The following is a 16,235-nucleotide window of genomic DNA, read 5'->3' as shown; positions in this document are numbered from 1 at the left end:
GCGGGCCGCCCGCGACCGGCTCGCGGGCGGGGACGCCCGCGCCCCCTACGAGGCCGTCGCCCTGCTCCGGCGGGCCGTCGCCCTGCCGGCCGGGCCCGAGGACCCGCCCGAGGAGGCGGAGGCCGCGCTGACGGCGGCCCTGCTCGTGCTGTGGGCGGCGCAGCGGGACCCCGAGCTCCTGGACGAGGCACAGCGCGCCGTGACGGGGCTGCACACCCCGACCGCGCGGTCCCTGTTGGGCCGGGTGCTGTACGAGCGGGCCCTGGCGGGAGGCGGGGACGCGGAGCTGCTGGCCGCCGCCGACCGGGAGTTCGCGGCGGCGGGCGCCGCCACGACGGATCCCGGGCTGCGCCGGGACTGCGCGGTCCGCCGCTCCCGCACCCTGATCCGGCTGGCCGCCCTCCGCAACGACCCGGCCCCGCTACGGGAGGCCCGCGCGGCCCTGGAGGCCCTGACGGCACCGGACGGGGCGGGGGCGGGTTCGGGTTCGGGTCCCGGGGCGGGGCCAGGGACCGCTCCGGGTGGGGAACGGCGCGGGGAAGGTGGGAGGGGTGGGGGCGGTGGGGCCGGCAGGTCCGGTGGGTCCGGCAGGTCCGGTGGGGCAGGTGGGCCCGGTGGGTCCGGTGGGGCGGCTTCGGACAGTGGGGCCGGCGGGGGCGTCGGAGGTGCCGAGGTCGACGTCACTGTCCGGGGCAGCGGGACTGACGCGGTCAACGGGATCGATGGGGCCAGCGGGACTGGTGGGCCTGATGGGCCTGATGGGGCGAGCGCTGATGCCCCGGGGAGCGGGACCCGCCCGCAAGTTGGGGATGTCGGCCCGGGTGAGCACGGCGGGACCGACGGGCAAGACATCGTCGCCGGGGCGGGCGAGGTTGGGGGGGCGGGCGAGGCGGGTGAGCCGGGCAGGGCGGGTGAGCCGGGCAGGGCGAGCGAGCCGGGCAGGGCGGGTGAGGCAGACGGGTCGGGTGAGGCAGGCAGGGCGGGTGAGGCAGGCGGGTCGGGTGAGGCAGGCGGGTCGGGTGAGGCAGGCAGGTCGGGTGAGGCAGGCGGGTCGGGTGAGGCAGGCAGGTCGGGCGAGGCAAGCGGGGAGGTCGGCCCGGTCGCGGGTGCGGCCGGTTCCGGAGGCGGGGACGCGGATCCCGGGCTGCGGCTGGCCCTGGGGCGGGTGCTGCTGGCCTTGCTGCCCCGCACACCGGACCCCGCGGCCCGCACGGCGCTCGCGGAGGAGGCCACGGCCGTCCTGACGGCGGTCCTGTCGGCGCTCCCCGGCGCCGCCGCCCGCACCGACCCCGAGGACGCGGACCCGGACACCGCGGACCCGGATGCAGTGGACCCGACGGGTACGGCCCCCGACGGCGTCGGCCCGCCGGCCCGCGTCCGGGTGGAGCTGGCCACCGCGCTGCGGTACTTGCCCCGGCGGCTGGAGGAGGCCGCCCGACAACTGGTGCGCGCCCTCGACGAAGCCGTCGGGGATCCCGAACTGCGCCTGGCCGGGCTGCTGTGCCTCGCCCGGGTGCACCGGGCCCGGTACGCCCGCGACGAGGATCCGGTGGCCCTGGAGGAGGCGGCCGAGGCGTACGGGCGGGCCCGGCGGCTCAGCCCCCGGGACGGCGAGGCGTTCGCGGAACTGCTGCCCGAGTGGGGCGACGTACTCCTGGAACGGGCGCGGACCCCGGACGGGCAGCGGTTCGTCTCCGCCGCCGTGCGGGTGCTCCGCGAGAGCCGCTCCGCGGTACCGCAGTCCGATCCGGGTGCCGCGCACCGGCTGCTGCGGCTGGCCGCGGGGCTGCGTCTGAGGCACGCCTACGAGGGGGACCTCGTCGACCTGCGGGAGGCGGAGCACCTGCTGGAACTGGCCGCCCGACAGGGCCACGGGCCGCTGGAGCGGGCTCGCGCCTGGCGGGAGCACGGGGACGTCCAGCAGGAGATCCACGCCCACACCCGTACCGTCGACCGGCTCGACCGGGCCGCGGACTCCTACCGCAGGGCCTGGCGCGCCGCGCTGGAGGCCGACCGGGAGGACCGCGCGGAGACGGCGCTCCAACTCGCCGCCAGGGTCCAGGAGCTCCGCGGCGAGGTACTGGAACGGCTGGCTCGCCCCCGGGCCGCCCTCGACGCCTACCGGTCCGCGCTGGAACTCTGGCAGCGCGTCGACGCCCAGCACCCCGCCGCGTCCGCCGCCGGCACCCCGGACACCTCCGGCCCTGACGGCGCCGCGCAGCGCCCGGTCCCCGGTGAGCCGAACGCGTCCGAGGCACAGGGCGAGCCCGGTCCGGGCGGCCCGCCAGCCCCGGCCCGGGGCGCCCGGCAGGCCCCGGGCTCCGGCGGTCCGGCGGCCCCCGAGGGCGACGGCCCGTCCGAGGCCGGTCACGGCAGCGTGCCCGCCTCTGGCCGGGGGTCTGGGCAGGCCTCGGGTTCCGGCAGCCCGAACGTCCCGGAGGGTGGTGTGGCGTACGAGGCGCCGCCCGGGCTGGGTGACGGCAGCCCGCCCGGCTCCGGTCGGGGGGCAGGGCAGGGTGCGGGCTCCGGCGGTCCGGCCGCCTCCGAGGGCGACGGTCCGTCCGAGGCACCGTCCGCGGCCGGTCACGGCGGCGAGTCCGCCCCGGGTGTCGGGCCGGGGCCCGGTCAGGTCTCCGGGCACGGTGCCGTGGCCGACTTCGGGCGGCACACCGGGCACGGTCCGGCGCGTGACTTCGGGCGGGACGCCGGGCCCGGTACGGGCAGGGACACCGGGCACGGTCCGGCGCGTGACGCCGGGCACGGCGCGGTGCCCGACTTCGGCCCGGGGTCCGGGCCGGTTGCGGGTCGGGACGGGCGCGGCGCCGCGCCCGGTTCCGGGCACGACGGCAGCAGGACCGCCGACCCCGGTGCCGGGCACGGCGCCCCACCCCGCTCCGCCCCGGGCGAACCCCCCGCCCCCGGCCCGGGGAACGGCCCGGACAGGGGGCACGGGGCCGTGCCCGACTCCGTGCCCGGCTCCCGACCGGGCGCCGTCGACGGGGGCCACGGCGCCGCCCCGCACGACGGAGCCCGCCCCGACCCGCCCGCCGCCCGGCACGACCTCCCGCACGACGCCCGCCGCGATCCGCGTCACGACGGCCCGCACGCCCACCCGCACGACGGGTCCGCCGACGGCCCCGACGAGGGGCGGCCGGGCGATCGGCGCCGGGCCCTGCGGGCGCGGATACGGGACCTGGAGGCGGGCCTGTGAGCCGTTTCCGCCCGCCGGGCGACGGGAAGAGCCAGTGGACCGACCGACAACGGGGGGACCAGCAACCCATGGTGACCGGACGTCAGGAAACGGCGGCAGCGGCGCGGCCCTGCCCCGGCCAGCTGCCGGACCTCTCGGGGCTCGACCTGGCCGCCCTGCGCGGGATCGACCATCCGGTGCTCGCCGAGGTGATCGAGGGCATGGTCGCGCGGGTCACGCACCCGGCCGAGATCCTGAACGCCTTCGACTCCGGCGTAGCCTGAAGTACCTCCGGCCACAAAGGGAGTTGACCACTTTCCGCCGTTAGCCGGACCGGTCCGGAGGGCAGGGATGCACCGTCCGCAGCGGGAGGTACAGGCGATGAGCCAAGCGAACACGAGCGATCTCGTGCTGCCCGCCCACCGGACCCCGTCCCGCCACGCGCGGCACGCCCCCTGGCCCTACACCCGCCTCGACGTGCCCGCCCTGCGCGCCGCGGGCCACCGCCCGCAGCCGATCCGGCAGTTCGTCCTCAAGACGCACGGCCGCTGCAACCTGGCCTGCACCTACTGCTACGTCTACGAGATGGCGGACCAGGGCTGGCGCACCCGTCCCGCCGTCATGGCCCCCACCACCGCCCTGCGCGCCGCCGAACGGATCGCCGAGCACGCCGCCGCCCACGCCCTGCCCCGGGTCGACCTCGTCCTGCACGGCGGTGAACCCCTCCTCGGCCCGCCCGCCGCCCTGGCGGCCCCCGTCGAGGCGGTACGGGCGGCGCTGGCCCGCCGCTCGCCGCGCACCAGGGTCACCGCGGCCGTACAGACCAACGGCACGCTGCTCACCCGCGGCCGGCTCGCCGCGCTGTCCGCCGCCGGGATCCGGGTCGGTGTCAGCCTCGACGGCGGCCTGCCCGCGCACAACGCCCGCCGCGTCGACCACGCCGGGCGGCCCGGCTTCGGGGCGGCCTCCCGCGGCCTGCGGCTCCTCGCCCGGCACCCCGACAGCTACGCCGGCGTGCTGTGCGTGGTGGACGTGACCCAGGACCCGGTGGAGACGTACGAGTCCCTGCTGGCCTTCCAGCCACCGGCCGTCGGGCTGCTGCTTCCCCTCGGCAACTGGAGCACCCCGCCGCCCGGCTGGTCGCGGCACGCCAGTCCGTACGGGGACTGGCTGCTGGCCGTGTTCGAACGCTGGTGGCACGACGGCGTGCGGCGCACCCGGATCAGGATCTTCGAGGAGGTCATCGCCCTGCTGCTGGGGTTGCCCGCCGCCACCGAGACGCTGGGCCTGGCCCCCGCGACGACCGCCGTCGTCGAGACCGACGGCAGCATCGAGCAGGCCGATTCCCTCAAGTCCGCCTACGAAGGGGCCGCCGCGACCGGCATGACCCTCGACAGCCACAGCTTCGACGAACTGCTCGACCACCCCGGCTTCGCCGCCCGCCAGCTCGGCCGGGAGGCCCTGGCGCCCGCCTGTCGGGCCTGTGAACTCGTCGAGGTGTGCGGCGGCGGGCACTACCCGCACCGCTACCGCGAGCGGGAGGGCTTCCGCCAGCCGTCCGTGTACTGCGCCGACCTCCAGGTCGTCATCCGCCACGTCGCCCGCGCCCTGCACACGGCCGCCACCACCGGACGGGCCGCCTCATGAACCACCGCGCCGAAGCCACCCCCCGTACCGAAGTCACTCCCCGTACCGAAGCCTCCCCGAGTGCCGGGGCCTCCCCCCGCCCCGCGGCGGCCCCGCGTCCCGAGGCCGCCCACCCGGCCGAAGCCGGCCATCCCGCCGGACCGCTGCCGGCCGGTCCGGCCGGGCGGACGCCCCGCGCGGCGGCCGTACCCGCCCAACACGCGGGCCCCACCCACCCCACCCACCCCGTCAACCCCACCGACCCCGCCGGTCCTCCCGCTCCGACCGACCTGGCCCGCTTCGCCGTCAGCTCCCACACCCTGCGCGCCCTCGCCTCCACCGAGCCCTCCGCCGAGGGCACCCGCCTGGTGCGCGACGTACGCCGCTCCAAGCGGCTCGTCCTGCTGCGCGCCGTCCTCGACGCCGCCCCCGACGCGGAGGCCGCCGAACGCTGGGCGCTGCTGGAGGAGGCCGAACGCCAGGACCCCGACGCCGTCCGCGACGTCCTGCACTACCCCGCCACCGGGGTCTGGGCGGAGGAGACCCTGCGCCGCCTGCACGCACCCCAAGGGCCGGCCCCCGACCTCGGCCACCTCGGCGCCCTCGCCGTCGCCGCCGCCCTGCGCGCCGGGATCAGCTTCAAGGTCACGCTCCGACCCGTCCACGGCCGGCTCGTCCTGCCGACCCTCGGACTCCTGCGGCCCGACCGCCCCGGCCCCCTCGTCCTCACCGAACGCTCCTGGGGCGCCGCCGACACCCTCCCCCTGCACGCCCTGCCCGGCGGCGTCACGGCCCTCGACGACCTCGACCCGTACCGCGCCGCCGCCCCCGCCGACGGCCGGCCCGCCGGTGTCCGCCCGGCCCGCCGGCTCACCCCCAAGGGGCACAAGCGCTGGGACACCCAGTGGTCCGGCGCCCTCACCCTCCTGGAGCGCTACGACTCCACCCGCGCCGAGGAGACCACCCGACTGTTGCGCTCCGTGGTCCCGCTGGCCGGCGGGTCCCGGTCCAGCGGCGCCACGCTCCCCGCCGCCGCCGGCTCGGTCCTGGCCCGCGCGCAGGCCCCGCCCGCCCTGGCCGCGACCCTCGTCCACGAGGTGCAGCACGGGAAACTGGCCGCCCTGGCCGACGTCCTGACCCTGCACACCGCCGACCGCACGCCCCGCCACTGGGCCCCCTGGCGCAGCGACCCCCGACCGCTGGAGGGGCTGTTGCACGGCGCGTACGCCCACCTGGCCCTCGCCGGGTACTGGCAGCGGGCCGCCCTGTACGGGGCGCGCGGCGCCTGGGCCCAGCACGCCCGGGTCCGGGCCCAGGTGGCCGCCGTCCTGCCGGCCCTGCGCGCCCACCCGCAACTCACCTTGACCGGCAGTGAGTTCGTCGAGGGAATGACCATCGCCGAGCGGGCCATGGACGAACTCCCGCCCCCCGGTGACCAGCACGCCACCGCCCGCCGGGCCCTGGAACGCGAACGGGGCGCCTGGTGCGAGGCCCACCCCGAACTCGCCGCGTTCGCCGGAGGATGAGAGGCGTCGCAGCGGCCTGACGACCCGTCCGCTGCGGTACCTTTTCAGTCCCGCCCCACCCCGTACCCGCCCCACCCCGTCCACCGCCCGGATCCCAGGGAGACGGCCGCATGACCGGTACCGGTACGCGTCACGACCGCGACGGAGCCCCCCAACCGCAGCGCTTCGTCATCAGCTTCGCGGGCTTCAACCGGCCCTGGGCCGTGTGGATCGCCCACCGCCTGGAGGAGCACGGCCACCGCGTCGCCCTCCAGCGCTGGGACCCGCAGAGCAGCCCCGGCCTGACCGACGCCCTCGGCGACCTCGCCCGGGCCGGCGGCAAGGTCCTCGTCGTGCTCAGCGAGCGCTACTTCTCCGCGGGCACCCACACCGACGAGGAGTGGAACGTCGCGCTGCGCACCGTCACCGCCTCCCACCCCGACCGGTTCGCCGCCGTCTCCCTGACCGACTCCCCGCTGCCCAGCGCCGTCGCCGCCCTGGAGAAGACCGACCTGTGGGGCCTGGACTCCTACGAGGCCGAGTACCGCGTGCTGCGCCGGCTGGAGCTCCCCACGGACCGGATCGGCACCGAGAGCGGCCGCCGCGGACCCCGCTTCCCCAACGACCCGCCCGAGATCTGGGGCCGGGTCCCGCGCCGCAACCCGCGCTTCACCGGCCGCAACGACGTCATCGGCCGGCTCCGGGCGGCCCTCACCGACGCCCCGCCCGGCGCGTCCACCGTCACCCTGCTGGGCCTGTCCGGCGTCGGCAAGACGCAGGTCGCCACCGAGTACGCCTACCGCTTCGCCTCCGAGTACGACGTCGTCTGGTGGATCCCCGCCGAGGACCGGCCCACCCTGCGCGAACGCCTCGCCGACCTGGCGCCCGCGCTCGGCCTGCCGCTCGGCGCGGGCAGCTACGGCGAGCAGATCCGGGCCGTGCTGGAGGCGCTGCGGCGCGGGACCCCGTACCACCGCTGGCTGATGGTCTTCGACGGCTGCGACCACCCCGACGACCTCACCGACCTCCTGCCCTCCGGCGCCGGAGACGTGATCATCACCTCCCGCAACCGCGAATGGGCCGCCCGGCACACCAGCCTCGTCGAAGTGCCCCTCTACGCCCGGCCGGAGTCCGTCACCTTCATCCGCCGCCGGGCCGGCCGCCTCACCGGCGACGAGGCCGACCAGCTCGCCGAGGCGCTGGAGGACTACCCCCTCGCCCTCGACCAGACGGCGGGCTGGCTCGCCGACTCACCCATCGGCGTCGGCGAGTACCTCACCCTCCTCCAGCACCGGCTGGACTCCCACGAGGCCGTCACCCTCTCCGACGACTACCCGCTGCCGTTCCCGACAGCGCTGGCCATACTCCTCAACAACGTGCGGGAGAACTTCCCCGACGCCCTCGCCCTGCTCCGGCTGTTCGTGTTCTTCGCCCCCGGCAGGGTCCCGCTGCGGCTGCTGCGCGAGTTCCCCGCCGACGACGTCCCCGAGCACCTCGCCGGGATCGTCAACGACCAGATCCGCTGGAACGCGGCCCTCAACAAGCTCGTCCAGTTCTCCGTCGTCCGGCTGGAGTACTCCGACCTGTCCGTGGAGGAGGGCGGCGGCCTGGAAACCGTCCAACTCCACCGCATGGTCCACAACATCGTCCGCGAGAACCTCGCCGAGGAGGAGGCCGAACAACTGTCCCGCTCGGTCCGCCAGGTCCTCGCCGCCGCCGACCCGGGCCGGCCCACCGACTCCAGGCTCTGGCCCCGCTACGCCGAACTCATCCCGCACCTGGAACCCGCCGGCGTACTGACCAGCTCGAACCCCCGCATCCAGAACTTCCTGCTGCACTGCCTGCGCTACCTGACCCTCGCCGGGGAGTACCGCACCTGCCTGCGCCTCGCCGAACGCACCGACGGCATCTGGCGGGCCCTGCTCGGCGACGACCACGACCAGGTCCGCGAACTCAGCTACCACTACGGCGGCGCCCTGCGCATGCTCGGCCACTTCCGCCGCGCCGAAGTCCTCGCCCGCGCCGTCGCCGACCGGCTCGTCGCCGAACGCGGCGACCGCGACCTCGAAACCCTCCGCGCCACCAGCACCTACGCGGGGGTACTCCTCAGCACCGCCAAGTTCGAGGAAGCCCGACACCTGCTGGAACACGCCTTCGAGACCTACCGCGAACTCCTCGGCGAGGACGACTCCACCACCCTCAACGCCCAGAACAACGTCGCCGTCGCCCTGCGCCTCCTCGGCCGCTACCAAGAGGCCTACGACATCGACCTGGACACCCTGCGCCGCCGCGAACGGGTCCTGCGCGTCCGGCACATCGCCACCCTGTCCTCCGGCGTCGGCTGCGCCATGGGCCTGCGCCTGATGGGACGCTACCGCGAAGCCCTGGCCCGCCAGGAACAGGGCCTCAAGCTCCACATCCAGGTCCTCGGCGCCAACCACCCGCAGACCCTGCGCGCCGAACACAACCTCGGCCAGTGCCTGCGCCGCTCCGGGGACATCCCCGGCGCCGGAGCCCGCCTGCGCAGCGTCCTGGAACGCTCCACCCGCGTCTTCGGCGCCGAGTTCCCCTGGACCCTGATGGTCGCCTCCGACTACGCGACCTACCTGCGCGAGTACGGGGACATCGAGGAGGCCCGGCGGATCTCCGAGGACGTCGTGCGCGGCTACCAGTCCCAGCTCGGCCTCGCCCACCCGTACAGCATCGGCACCGTCGGCAACCTCGGCCTGGTCCTGCGCGCCCAGGGCGAACGCGCAGAAGCCCTCAGCCTCGCCGAACAGGCCCTGGTCGGCATGCGCGGCGCCCTCGGCGACCGGCACCCCTGGACCCTGGGCTGCGCCCTCAACGCCACCGGGCACCGCAACATCACCGGCCGGCTCGACGACGCCCTCGACCTCAGCCGCGAAACCCTGCGCGACGCCGAACGGGTCCTCGGCCCCGACCACCCGATGACGCTCAGCGCCCGGATCGCCCTCGCCGCCGACCTGCGCGCCGTACGCGAGGACATCGAGGCCTCCAAGCACGAGGACGCCGGCATCAAGGCCCTCACCCGCACCCTGGGCCCGCAACACGTCCACACCGTGTCCGCCCGCCGACAGACCCGCCCCTACTGGGACTTCGAACCCCAGCCGTAGTCACCCCGCGTGCGGGAACGCCGGAAGGCCCGGCCCCCCGAGGGGACCGGGCCTTCCGCGATCGGACTCGACGGGCCGACTACGCCTCGAAGACCTCGTTCAGCAGGAGCTGCTGCTCCGCCTGGTGACGCTTCGCGGAACCGACCGCCGGGGACGAACCGTGCGGACGGGAGATCCGCCGCAGGCGCTCGCCCGCCGGGACCTCCGCGCCGACCGCCAGGTCGAGGTGGTCGATCAGGTTCAGCGCGATGAACGGCCACGCACCCTGGTTCGCCGGCTCCTCCTGCGCCCAGATGTACTTCGCCGCGTTCGGGAACTTGGCGATCTCCGCCTGGAGCTCCGCGCCCGCCAGCGGGTACAGCCGCTCGATGCGGATGATCGCCGTGTCCGTGATGCCGCGCTTCTCCCGCTCGGCCTCCAGGTCGTAGTAGACCTTGCCGGCGCAGAAGACGACCTTGCGGACCGCGTTCGGGTCCACGGTGGCGTCACCGATGACCGGACGGAACGAACCGGTCGTGAACTCCTCCGCCTTCGACGCCGCGGCCTTCAGACGCAGCATCGACTTCGGGGTGAAGACGATGAGCGGCTTGTGGTGCGGGTTGTGGACCTGCCAGCGCAGCAGGTGGAAGTAGTTCGACGGCAGGGTCGGCATCGCGACCGTCATGTTGTCCTGCGCGCACATCTGGAGGAAGCGCTCGGGACGCGCGGACGAGTGGTCCGGGCCCTGGCCCTCGTAGCCGTGCGGCAGCAGCAGGGTGACGCCGGAGGTCTGGCCCCACTTCTGCTCGGCCGAGGAGATGAACTCGTCGACGACGGTCTGCGCGCCGTTGACGAAGTCACCGAACTGGGCCTCCCAGAGGACCAGCGCGTCCGGACGGGCCAGCGAGTAGCCGTACTCGAAGCCCATCGCCGCGTACTCGGAGAGCAGCGAGTCGTAGACGTTGTAGCGGGCCTGGTCGTCCGACAGGTAGAGCAGCGGGGTGTAGTCCTCGCCGGTCTCCCGGTCGATGAGGACCGCGTGGCGCTGACCGAACGTGCCGCGGCGCGAGTCCTGGCCGGACAGGCGGACCGGGGTGCCCTCCATCAGCAGCGAACCGAAGGCGAGGGTCTCGCCCATGCCCCAGTCGATGGTGCCCTCGTCGATCATCGCCGCGCGGCGCTGCAACTGCGGCAGCAGACGCGGGTGGACGGTGACGTTCTCCGGGATGTTGACCTGGGACTCGGCGATCCGCTTGACGACGTCCTGGGAGATCGCGGTGTTCACCTCGACCGGGAACTCCTGCGCGGTCTGCGCGGGCGTCACCGGAGCGCCGACGGCCGGAGCCGTCGCGGCCTCGCGGACCTCCGCGAAGACCTTCTCCAGCTGGCCCTGGAAGTCCTGGAGCGCCTGCTCCGCCTCTTCCAGCGTGATGTCGCCGCGACCGATGAGCGACTCGGTGTACAGCTTGCGCACCGAGCGCTTCTTGTCGATCAGGTCGTACATCAGCGGCTGCGTGAACGCCGGGTTGTCCGACTCGTTGTGACCGCGGCGGCGGTAGCAGATGAGGTCGATGACGACGTCCTTGTTGAACGCCTGACGGAACTCGAAGGCGAGCCGCGCGATGCGGACCACGGCCTCCGGGTCGTCACCGTTCACGTGGAAGATCGGCGCCTCGATCATGCGGGCCACGTCGGTCGCGTACATCGACGACCGCGAGGACTCCGGGGCGGCGGTGAAGCCGACCTGGTTGTTGATCACGACGTGGACGGTGCCGCCGGTGCGGTAGCCGCGCAGCTGCGACATGTTCAGCGTCTCGGCGACCACACCCTGGCCCGCGAAGGCCGCGTCGCCGTGCAGCGCCAGCGGCAGGACGGTGAAGTCCGTACCGCCCTTGTTGATGACGTCCTGCTTGGCGCGGGCGACACCCTCCAGGACCGGGTCGACCGCCTCCAGGTGCGAGGGGTTCGCGACGAGCGAGACCTTGATCTGCTCCCCGTCGAGGCCCGTGAAGGTGCCCTCGGCGCCCAGGTGGTACTTGACGTCGCCGGAGCCGTGCATCGACTTCGGGTCGAGGTTGCCCTCGAACTCGCGGAAGATCTGCGCGTACGACTTGCCGACGATGTTCGCGAGGACGTTCAGCCGGCCGCGGTGGGCCATGCCGATGACGACCTCTTCGAGGCGGGCCTCGGCGGCCGAGTCGATGACGGCGTCGAGCAGCGGGATGACGGACTCGCCGCCCTCCAGCGAGAACCGCTTCTGACCGACGTACTTCGTCTGCAGGAAGGTCTCGAAGGCCTCCGCCGCGTTCAGCCGGCGCAGGATCCGCAGCTGCTCCTCGCGCTCCGGCTTGGAGTGCGGGCGCTCGATGCGGTCCTGGATCCAGCGGCGCTGCTTCGGGTCCTGGATGTGCATGAACTCGACGCCGGTGGTGCGGCAGTACGAGTCGCGCAGCACGCCGAGGATGTCGCGGAGCTTCATCATCGACTTGCCGGAGAAGCCGCCGACCGCGAAGTCGCGCTCCAGGTCCCACAGGGTGAGGCCGTGCTCGGTGATGTCGAGGTCGGGGTGCTTGCGCTGCTTGTACTCCAGCGGGTCGGTGTCGGCCATGACGTGGCCGCGGACCCGGTAGGAGTGGATCAGCTCGAAGACGCGGGCGGCCTTCGTGACGTCGTCGTCGTGCGAGGCGTCGATGTCCCGGTTCCAGCGGACCGGCTCGTACGGGATGCGCAGCGCCTCGAAGACGTCGTCGTAGAAGCCGTTCTCGCCGAGCAGCAGGTTCGCGACGATGCGCAGGAACTCGCCGGAGGCCGCGCCCTGGATGACCCGGTGGTCGTAGGTCGACGTCAGGGTCATGACCTTGGAGATGCCCAGCTTGTTCAGGGTGTCCTGCGAGGTGCCCTGGAACTCGGCGGGGTAGTCCATGGAGCCGACGCCCATGATGACCGACTGTCCGGGCATCAGGCGGGGCACGGAGTGCACGGTGCCCAGGCCGCCGGGGTTGGTCAGCGAGACGGTGACGCCGGTGAAGTCGTCCATCGTCAGCTTGCCGACGCGGGCCCGGCGGACGATGTCCTCGTAGGCCATCCAGAACTCGAAGAAGTTGAGGGTTTCGGCCTTCTTGATGCCGGCGACGACGAGCTGGCGGTCACCGTTGGGCTTCACCAGGTCGATCGCGAGACCGAAGTTGATGTGCTCGGGCTTGACCAGGGTCGGCTTGCCGTCCTTCTCCGCGAAGGAGTGGTTCATGGCCGGCATGGCCTTGATCGCCTGCACCATCGCGTAGCCGATGAGGTGCGTGAAGGAGATCTTCCCGCCCCGGGCGCGCTTGAGGTGGTTGTTGATGACGATGCGGTTGTCGAACAGCAGCTTCACCGGGACGGCGCGGACGGACGTGGCCGTCGGCACTTCCAGCGAGGCGTTCATGTTCTTGGCGACGGCCGCAGCCGGGCCGCGGAGCGTCACCAGTTCGGGGCCCGTGGGGGCCTCGGTGGCGGGCGCGGCCTTCTGGGCGGCGGGAGCGGCAGCCGGAGCGGCCGGGGCCTGAGGGGCGGGCGCGGCCGGTGCGGCGGCCTGGGCCTGGGAGGTGACAGTCACAGCAGGGGCACCAGAGGGGGTGGCAGGAGCAGGGGCAGGAGCTGACACAGGCGTGGGCGCGGCGGGGACCGGGGGAGCGGCGCTCGCCGCCCCCGTGGCGGCGGCGTCGGCCTGCGGGCCCCGGGCGGCGGGGGCGGCGGCCTGTGCGGAGGCGCCGTCCGTCGTCGAGGGCTTCTCGGGACTGTCCGACTTCACCGGAGCGACTGCGCCCCCCGGCTTGTAGTCGGCGAAGAAGTCCCACCAGGCCCGGTCGACCGAGTTCGGGTCCTGGAGGTACTGCTGATAGATCTCGTCGACGAGCCACTCATTCGCACCGAAGCCTGAGGCAGGGGTCTTCCCACGCTCTGCTGTTTCGGTCGTGGTGCTCGGGTTACTGGGGGACTGTGGCGACACGGCGGCAACCGCCCTCTTCCGCTTCACAAGGTATGGACAGCGGTGATAAAGGCTACGCCTCCCCGGCCACCCAATGCAGGCCGGGCGGGACTTCCGTCGTGCAGGTCACATCGAACGGCGGGTTTCGCCGCCTGGAATGGCGGGAAACAAGCGTGGTTCGGGTAGCCGACAACCAGGTTGCGGCCTCCATGGCTTCGCACCCCTGACGACCCCGGGCACATGTGGCCGAGATCATGTCCTTCCCACTCGAACCCTACGTCAAGACGGCGCCGGTGAGCTGCCCGGAAGAGTGACAAGGATTCGGCAACCTCGTGACGATTCGGCCACGCCGATGGCACCGCCGTGCAGGCCCACGGCCCACTGGGCGATGGCCAGCCCCAACCCGGTGCCCCCGTCCCCGCTCCGCGCGGCCCCCCGGTTGAACCGCTCGAAGACCCGGTGCCGCTCGGCCTCCGGAATGCCCGGACCCTCGTCCACGACCTCCAGCTCCAGGCTCCCCGGCTCCTCCCCGGCCCGGGCCCGCACCGTGACCCGGCCGTGCGGCGGACTGTGCTTGACGGCGTTGTCGATCAGGTTCGCCACCACCTGGTGCAGCCGTTCCGCGTCCGCGTACGCCGTCAGCACCGGCGGGAACACGTCCAGGTGGAGGTGCACGTCGTTACGGGTGTGCCCGCCCGACCCGGTGGACAGCCCCGGCCGCCCCGCGGCCGCCAGCCCCGACTCCTTCAACACCCCCGACAGGTACGGCCACACCTCGAAGCGACGCGCCCGCAGCGGGACCACCCCGTTGTCCACCCGCGACAGGTCCAGCAGCGTCTCCACCAGCCGGCCGAGGCGCTCCGTCTGCTTCAGCATGGTCCGCATGGTCTCCGGATCGGCGGCCGAAACCCCGTCCACCACGTTCTCCAGCACCGCCCGCAGCGCCGCGATCGGCGTGCGCAGCTCGTGCGAGACGTTCGCGACCAGTTCCTTGCGGTGCCTGTCCACGGCCTCCAGGTCGTCCGCCATCACGTTGATCGTCGAGGCCAGGTCGCCCAGCTCGTCCCGGCGGCCCGCCCCGCGCACCCGGCGCGTGTAGTCCCCCTGGGAGATCGCCCGCGCCACCCGCGTCATGTCGTCCAACGGCGCCGTCAGGCCGTGCGCCACGAACTGGGTGATCAACATCGAGGCGATCACCGAGAACACCGTGATGAACCGCAGCTCGGTGTCGGTGCGCAGGGCCACCAGCAGCAGCCCCGTCGTGATGAACACCGAGACGACGACGAGCGTGCCCAGCTTCGTCTTGATGGAGAACGGCGAGTACGGGCGCAGCCCGCCCGCCGACCGCCGGGCGGGAACCCGCGGACCGGGCCGCCGGCCCGCACGGCGCTGCGCGCTGCCGCCGCTCATGCCTGGGCCGGGGTCTCCAGGGCGTACCCGACGCCGTGGACCGTACGGATCCGCTCCGCCCCGATCTTCCGGCGCAGGGCCTTGATGTGGCTGTCGACCGTACGGGTCCCGGACGCGTCGGCCCAGTCCCACACCTCGGCCAGCAACTGCTCCCGGGACAGCACCGCCCGCGGGGTCCCGGCCAGGCACACCAACAGGTCGAACTCCGTCGGCGTCAGGTGCACGTCCTCCGTCTGCACCCGGACCCGGCGCTGAGCGTGGTCGATCTCCAGGTCGCCCAGGCGCAGCGTCGCCCCGCGCGGGGCGTGCGCGGCCAGCGTGGCCCGCTCCACCCGCCGCAGCAGGACGTGGACCCGCGCCGCCAGCTCCCGCATGGAGAACGGCTTCGTCATGTAGTCGTCGGCCCCGACCCCGAGGCCCACCAGCATGTCGGTCTCGTCGTCGCGGGCGGTGAGCATCAGCACCGGAACCGGCCGCTGCGCCTGGACCCGGCGGCACACCTCCAGCCCGTCGAAGCCGGGCAGCATGACGTCCAGTACCAGCAGCTCGGGCAGCCAGCTCTCGGCCGCGGCGACCGCGGCCGGACCGTCGTACGCCGTCTGCACCTGGAAGCCCTCGGCGCGCAACCGGGCCGAGATGGCGTCGGCGATGGTGCGGTCGTCCTCGACCACGAGCACGCGCCGCTGGGCGCCGGGGGTGGCCGCGGCGCCCGTGTGGGTGGTGTGTGTCTGTTCCATGTCCCGCCCCTGAAGATCCCGCGTGATGGGGTGCAGCGTAGAGGAGCCACCGGCCTGCGGCTATGCACGGTTCGGACAGGGAGTACCGGGTTCCGATCCTCGCCGCCGCCCGTGACGGGGGCGGTACGGCCCCTGTGCGCGGCCCTTCGCGGGCCCCGGCGGCCCGCCGGCGCGCGGCCGCCGGTGACGTACCTCACCGCACCGGGCGAGGGTCAGGGCGGGGGCTCGAAGGGCGGGAGCCGGTCCAGGACCCTCGACAGGCCCGGGGTCAGCGAGGACTGGTCGCAGGCCACCTCGGTGCCGGCGTGGACGAAGGCGTACACGAAGCCGTCGAAGACGGGACGGTCGGACATCGCGACCCGGGGCAGCCGGGGCAGGTCGGCCTCGCGGAGCGCGCCGCGCAGCGCCTCCAGCCCGGCCGGCGCCAGCTGCCCGGCGCCCTCGGGGCGGCCCCTGCCGTCCAGGCGGGCCCAGGAACCGTCGCCCTTGACGAGCAGGGTGTGGGTGCGGCCCGCGTAGCCGCCGGTGCGCGACACCCGGAGCAGGGTCTCGGCGGCGGCGGGGCCCGGTGGGGTGCCGCTCGGGGACCCGCTCGCGGGGCCGCTCGCGGACGGACCCGGGGCCGGGCCCGCGCCGGGGTCGCCGCCGGGCGTGACGGACCCGGTGGAGGGCCCCGGTGAGGGAGAC

Annotated in this window: 10 protein-coding genes; 5 read left to right on the top strand and 5 right to left on the bottom strand. The window is 74.3% G+C overall.

Going from position 1 to position 16,235, the window contains the following annotated elements; translation table 11 throughout:
* The coding region (locus NOD94_RS34385; protein WP_281210129.1) for a hypothetical protein at window positions 1–214 on the bottom strand (214 nt) is incomplete at its 3' end.
* 951 nt (window positions 215–1,165) lie between these two features.
* Here NOD94_RS34385 and NOD94_RS34380 point away from each other — a divergent pair.
* The 5 genes from NOD94_RS34380 (at window position 1,166) to fxsT (ending at window position 9,455) form a co-directional block, all read left to right on the top strand.
* On the top strand, window positions 1,166–3,211 hold the full coding sequence (locus NOD94_RS34380) for a hypothetical protein (protein WP_281210128.1): 2,046 nt from the start codon (window positions 1,166–1,168) through the stop codon (window positions 3,209–3,211).
* A 68-nt stretch (window positions 3,212–3,279) separates the two neighbouring features.
* Window positions 3,280–3,474, top strand: coding sequence for an FxSxx-COOH cyclophane-containing RiPP peptide (gene fxsA / locus NOD94_RS34375; RefSeq protein WP_281210127.1), 195 nt, complete (start codon window positions 3,280–3,282; stop codon window positions 3,472–3,474).
* Between the two features lie 97 nt (window positions 3,475–3,571).
* A complete protein-coding gene (locus NOD94_RS34370; RefSeq protein ID WP_281210126.1) occupies window positions 3,572–4,837 on the top strand; it encodes an FxsB family cyclophane-forming radical SAM/SPASM peptide maturase in 1,266 nt (421 codons plus the stop codon).
* A complete protein-coding gene (locus tag NOD94_RS34365) occupies window positions 4,834–6,342 on the top strand; it encodes an HEXXH motif domain-containing protein (protein WP_281210125.1) in 1,509 nt (502 codons plus the stop codon). The genes NOD94_RS34370 and NOD94_RS34365 overlap by 4 nt, the downstream gene beginning before the upstream one ends.
* A 110-nt stretch (window positions 6,343–6,452) precedes the next feature.
* Window positions 6,453–9,455: an FxSxx-COOH system tetratricopeptide repeat protein gene (fxsT, locus tag NOD94_RS34360; protein ID WP_281210124.1), complete on the top strand. Its 3,003-nt coding sequence runs from the start codon at window positions 6,453–6,455 to the stop codon at window positions 9,453–9,455.
* 79 nt (window positions 9,456–9,534) lie between these two features.
* On the opposite strand, the gene NOD94_RS34355 is transcribed toward fxsT, so the two are convergent.
* The 4 genes from NOD94_RS34355 to NOD94_RS34340 form a co-directional block, all read right to left on the bottom strand.
* A complete protein-coding gene (locus NOD94_RS34355) occupies window positions 9,535–13,422 on the bottom strand; it encodes a multifunctional oxoglutarate decarboxylase/oxoglutarate dehydrogenase thiamine pyrophosphate-binding subunit/dihydrolipoyllysine-residue succinyltransferase subunit (protein WP_281210123.1) in 3,888 nt (1,295 codons plus the stop codon).
* Window positions 13,423–13,680: 258 nt separating this feature from the next.
* Window positions 13,681–14,811: a HAMP domain-containing sensor histidine kinase gene (locus NOD94_RS34350; protein ID WP_281210122.1), complete on the bottom strand. Its 1,131-nt coding sequence runs from the start codon at window positions 14,809–14,811 to the stop codon at window positions 13,681–13,683.
* Window positions 14,808–15,548, bottom strand: coding sequence for a response regulator transcription factor (locus tag NOD94_RS34345; protein ID WP_281210121.1), 741 nt, complete (start codon window positions 15,546–15,548; stop codon window positions 14,808–14,810). Before NOD94_RS34345 ends, NOD94_RS34350 begins: the two co-directional genes overlap by 4 nt.
* A 212-nt stretch (window positions 15,549–15,760) precedes the next feature.
* Window positions 15,761–16,235: hypothetical protein (locus NOD94_RS34340; RefSeq protein WP_281210120.1), on the bottom strand; the 475-nt coding region annotated here is incomplete at its 5' end.

Source organism: Streptomyces sp. Isolate_45, from assembly GCF_024721315.2.
GTDB lineage: Bacteria > Actinomycetota > Actinomycetes > Streptomycetales > Streptomycetaceae > Streptomyces.
The sequence above is the reverse complement of the archived record's forward strand: the minus strand, read 5'-3'. Positions and strand labels throughout refer to the sequence as shown.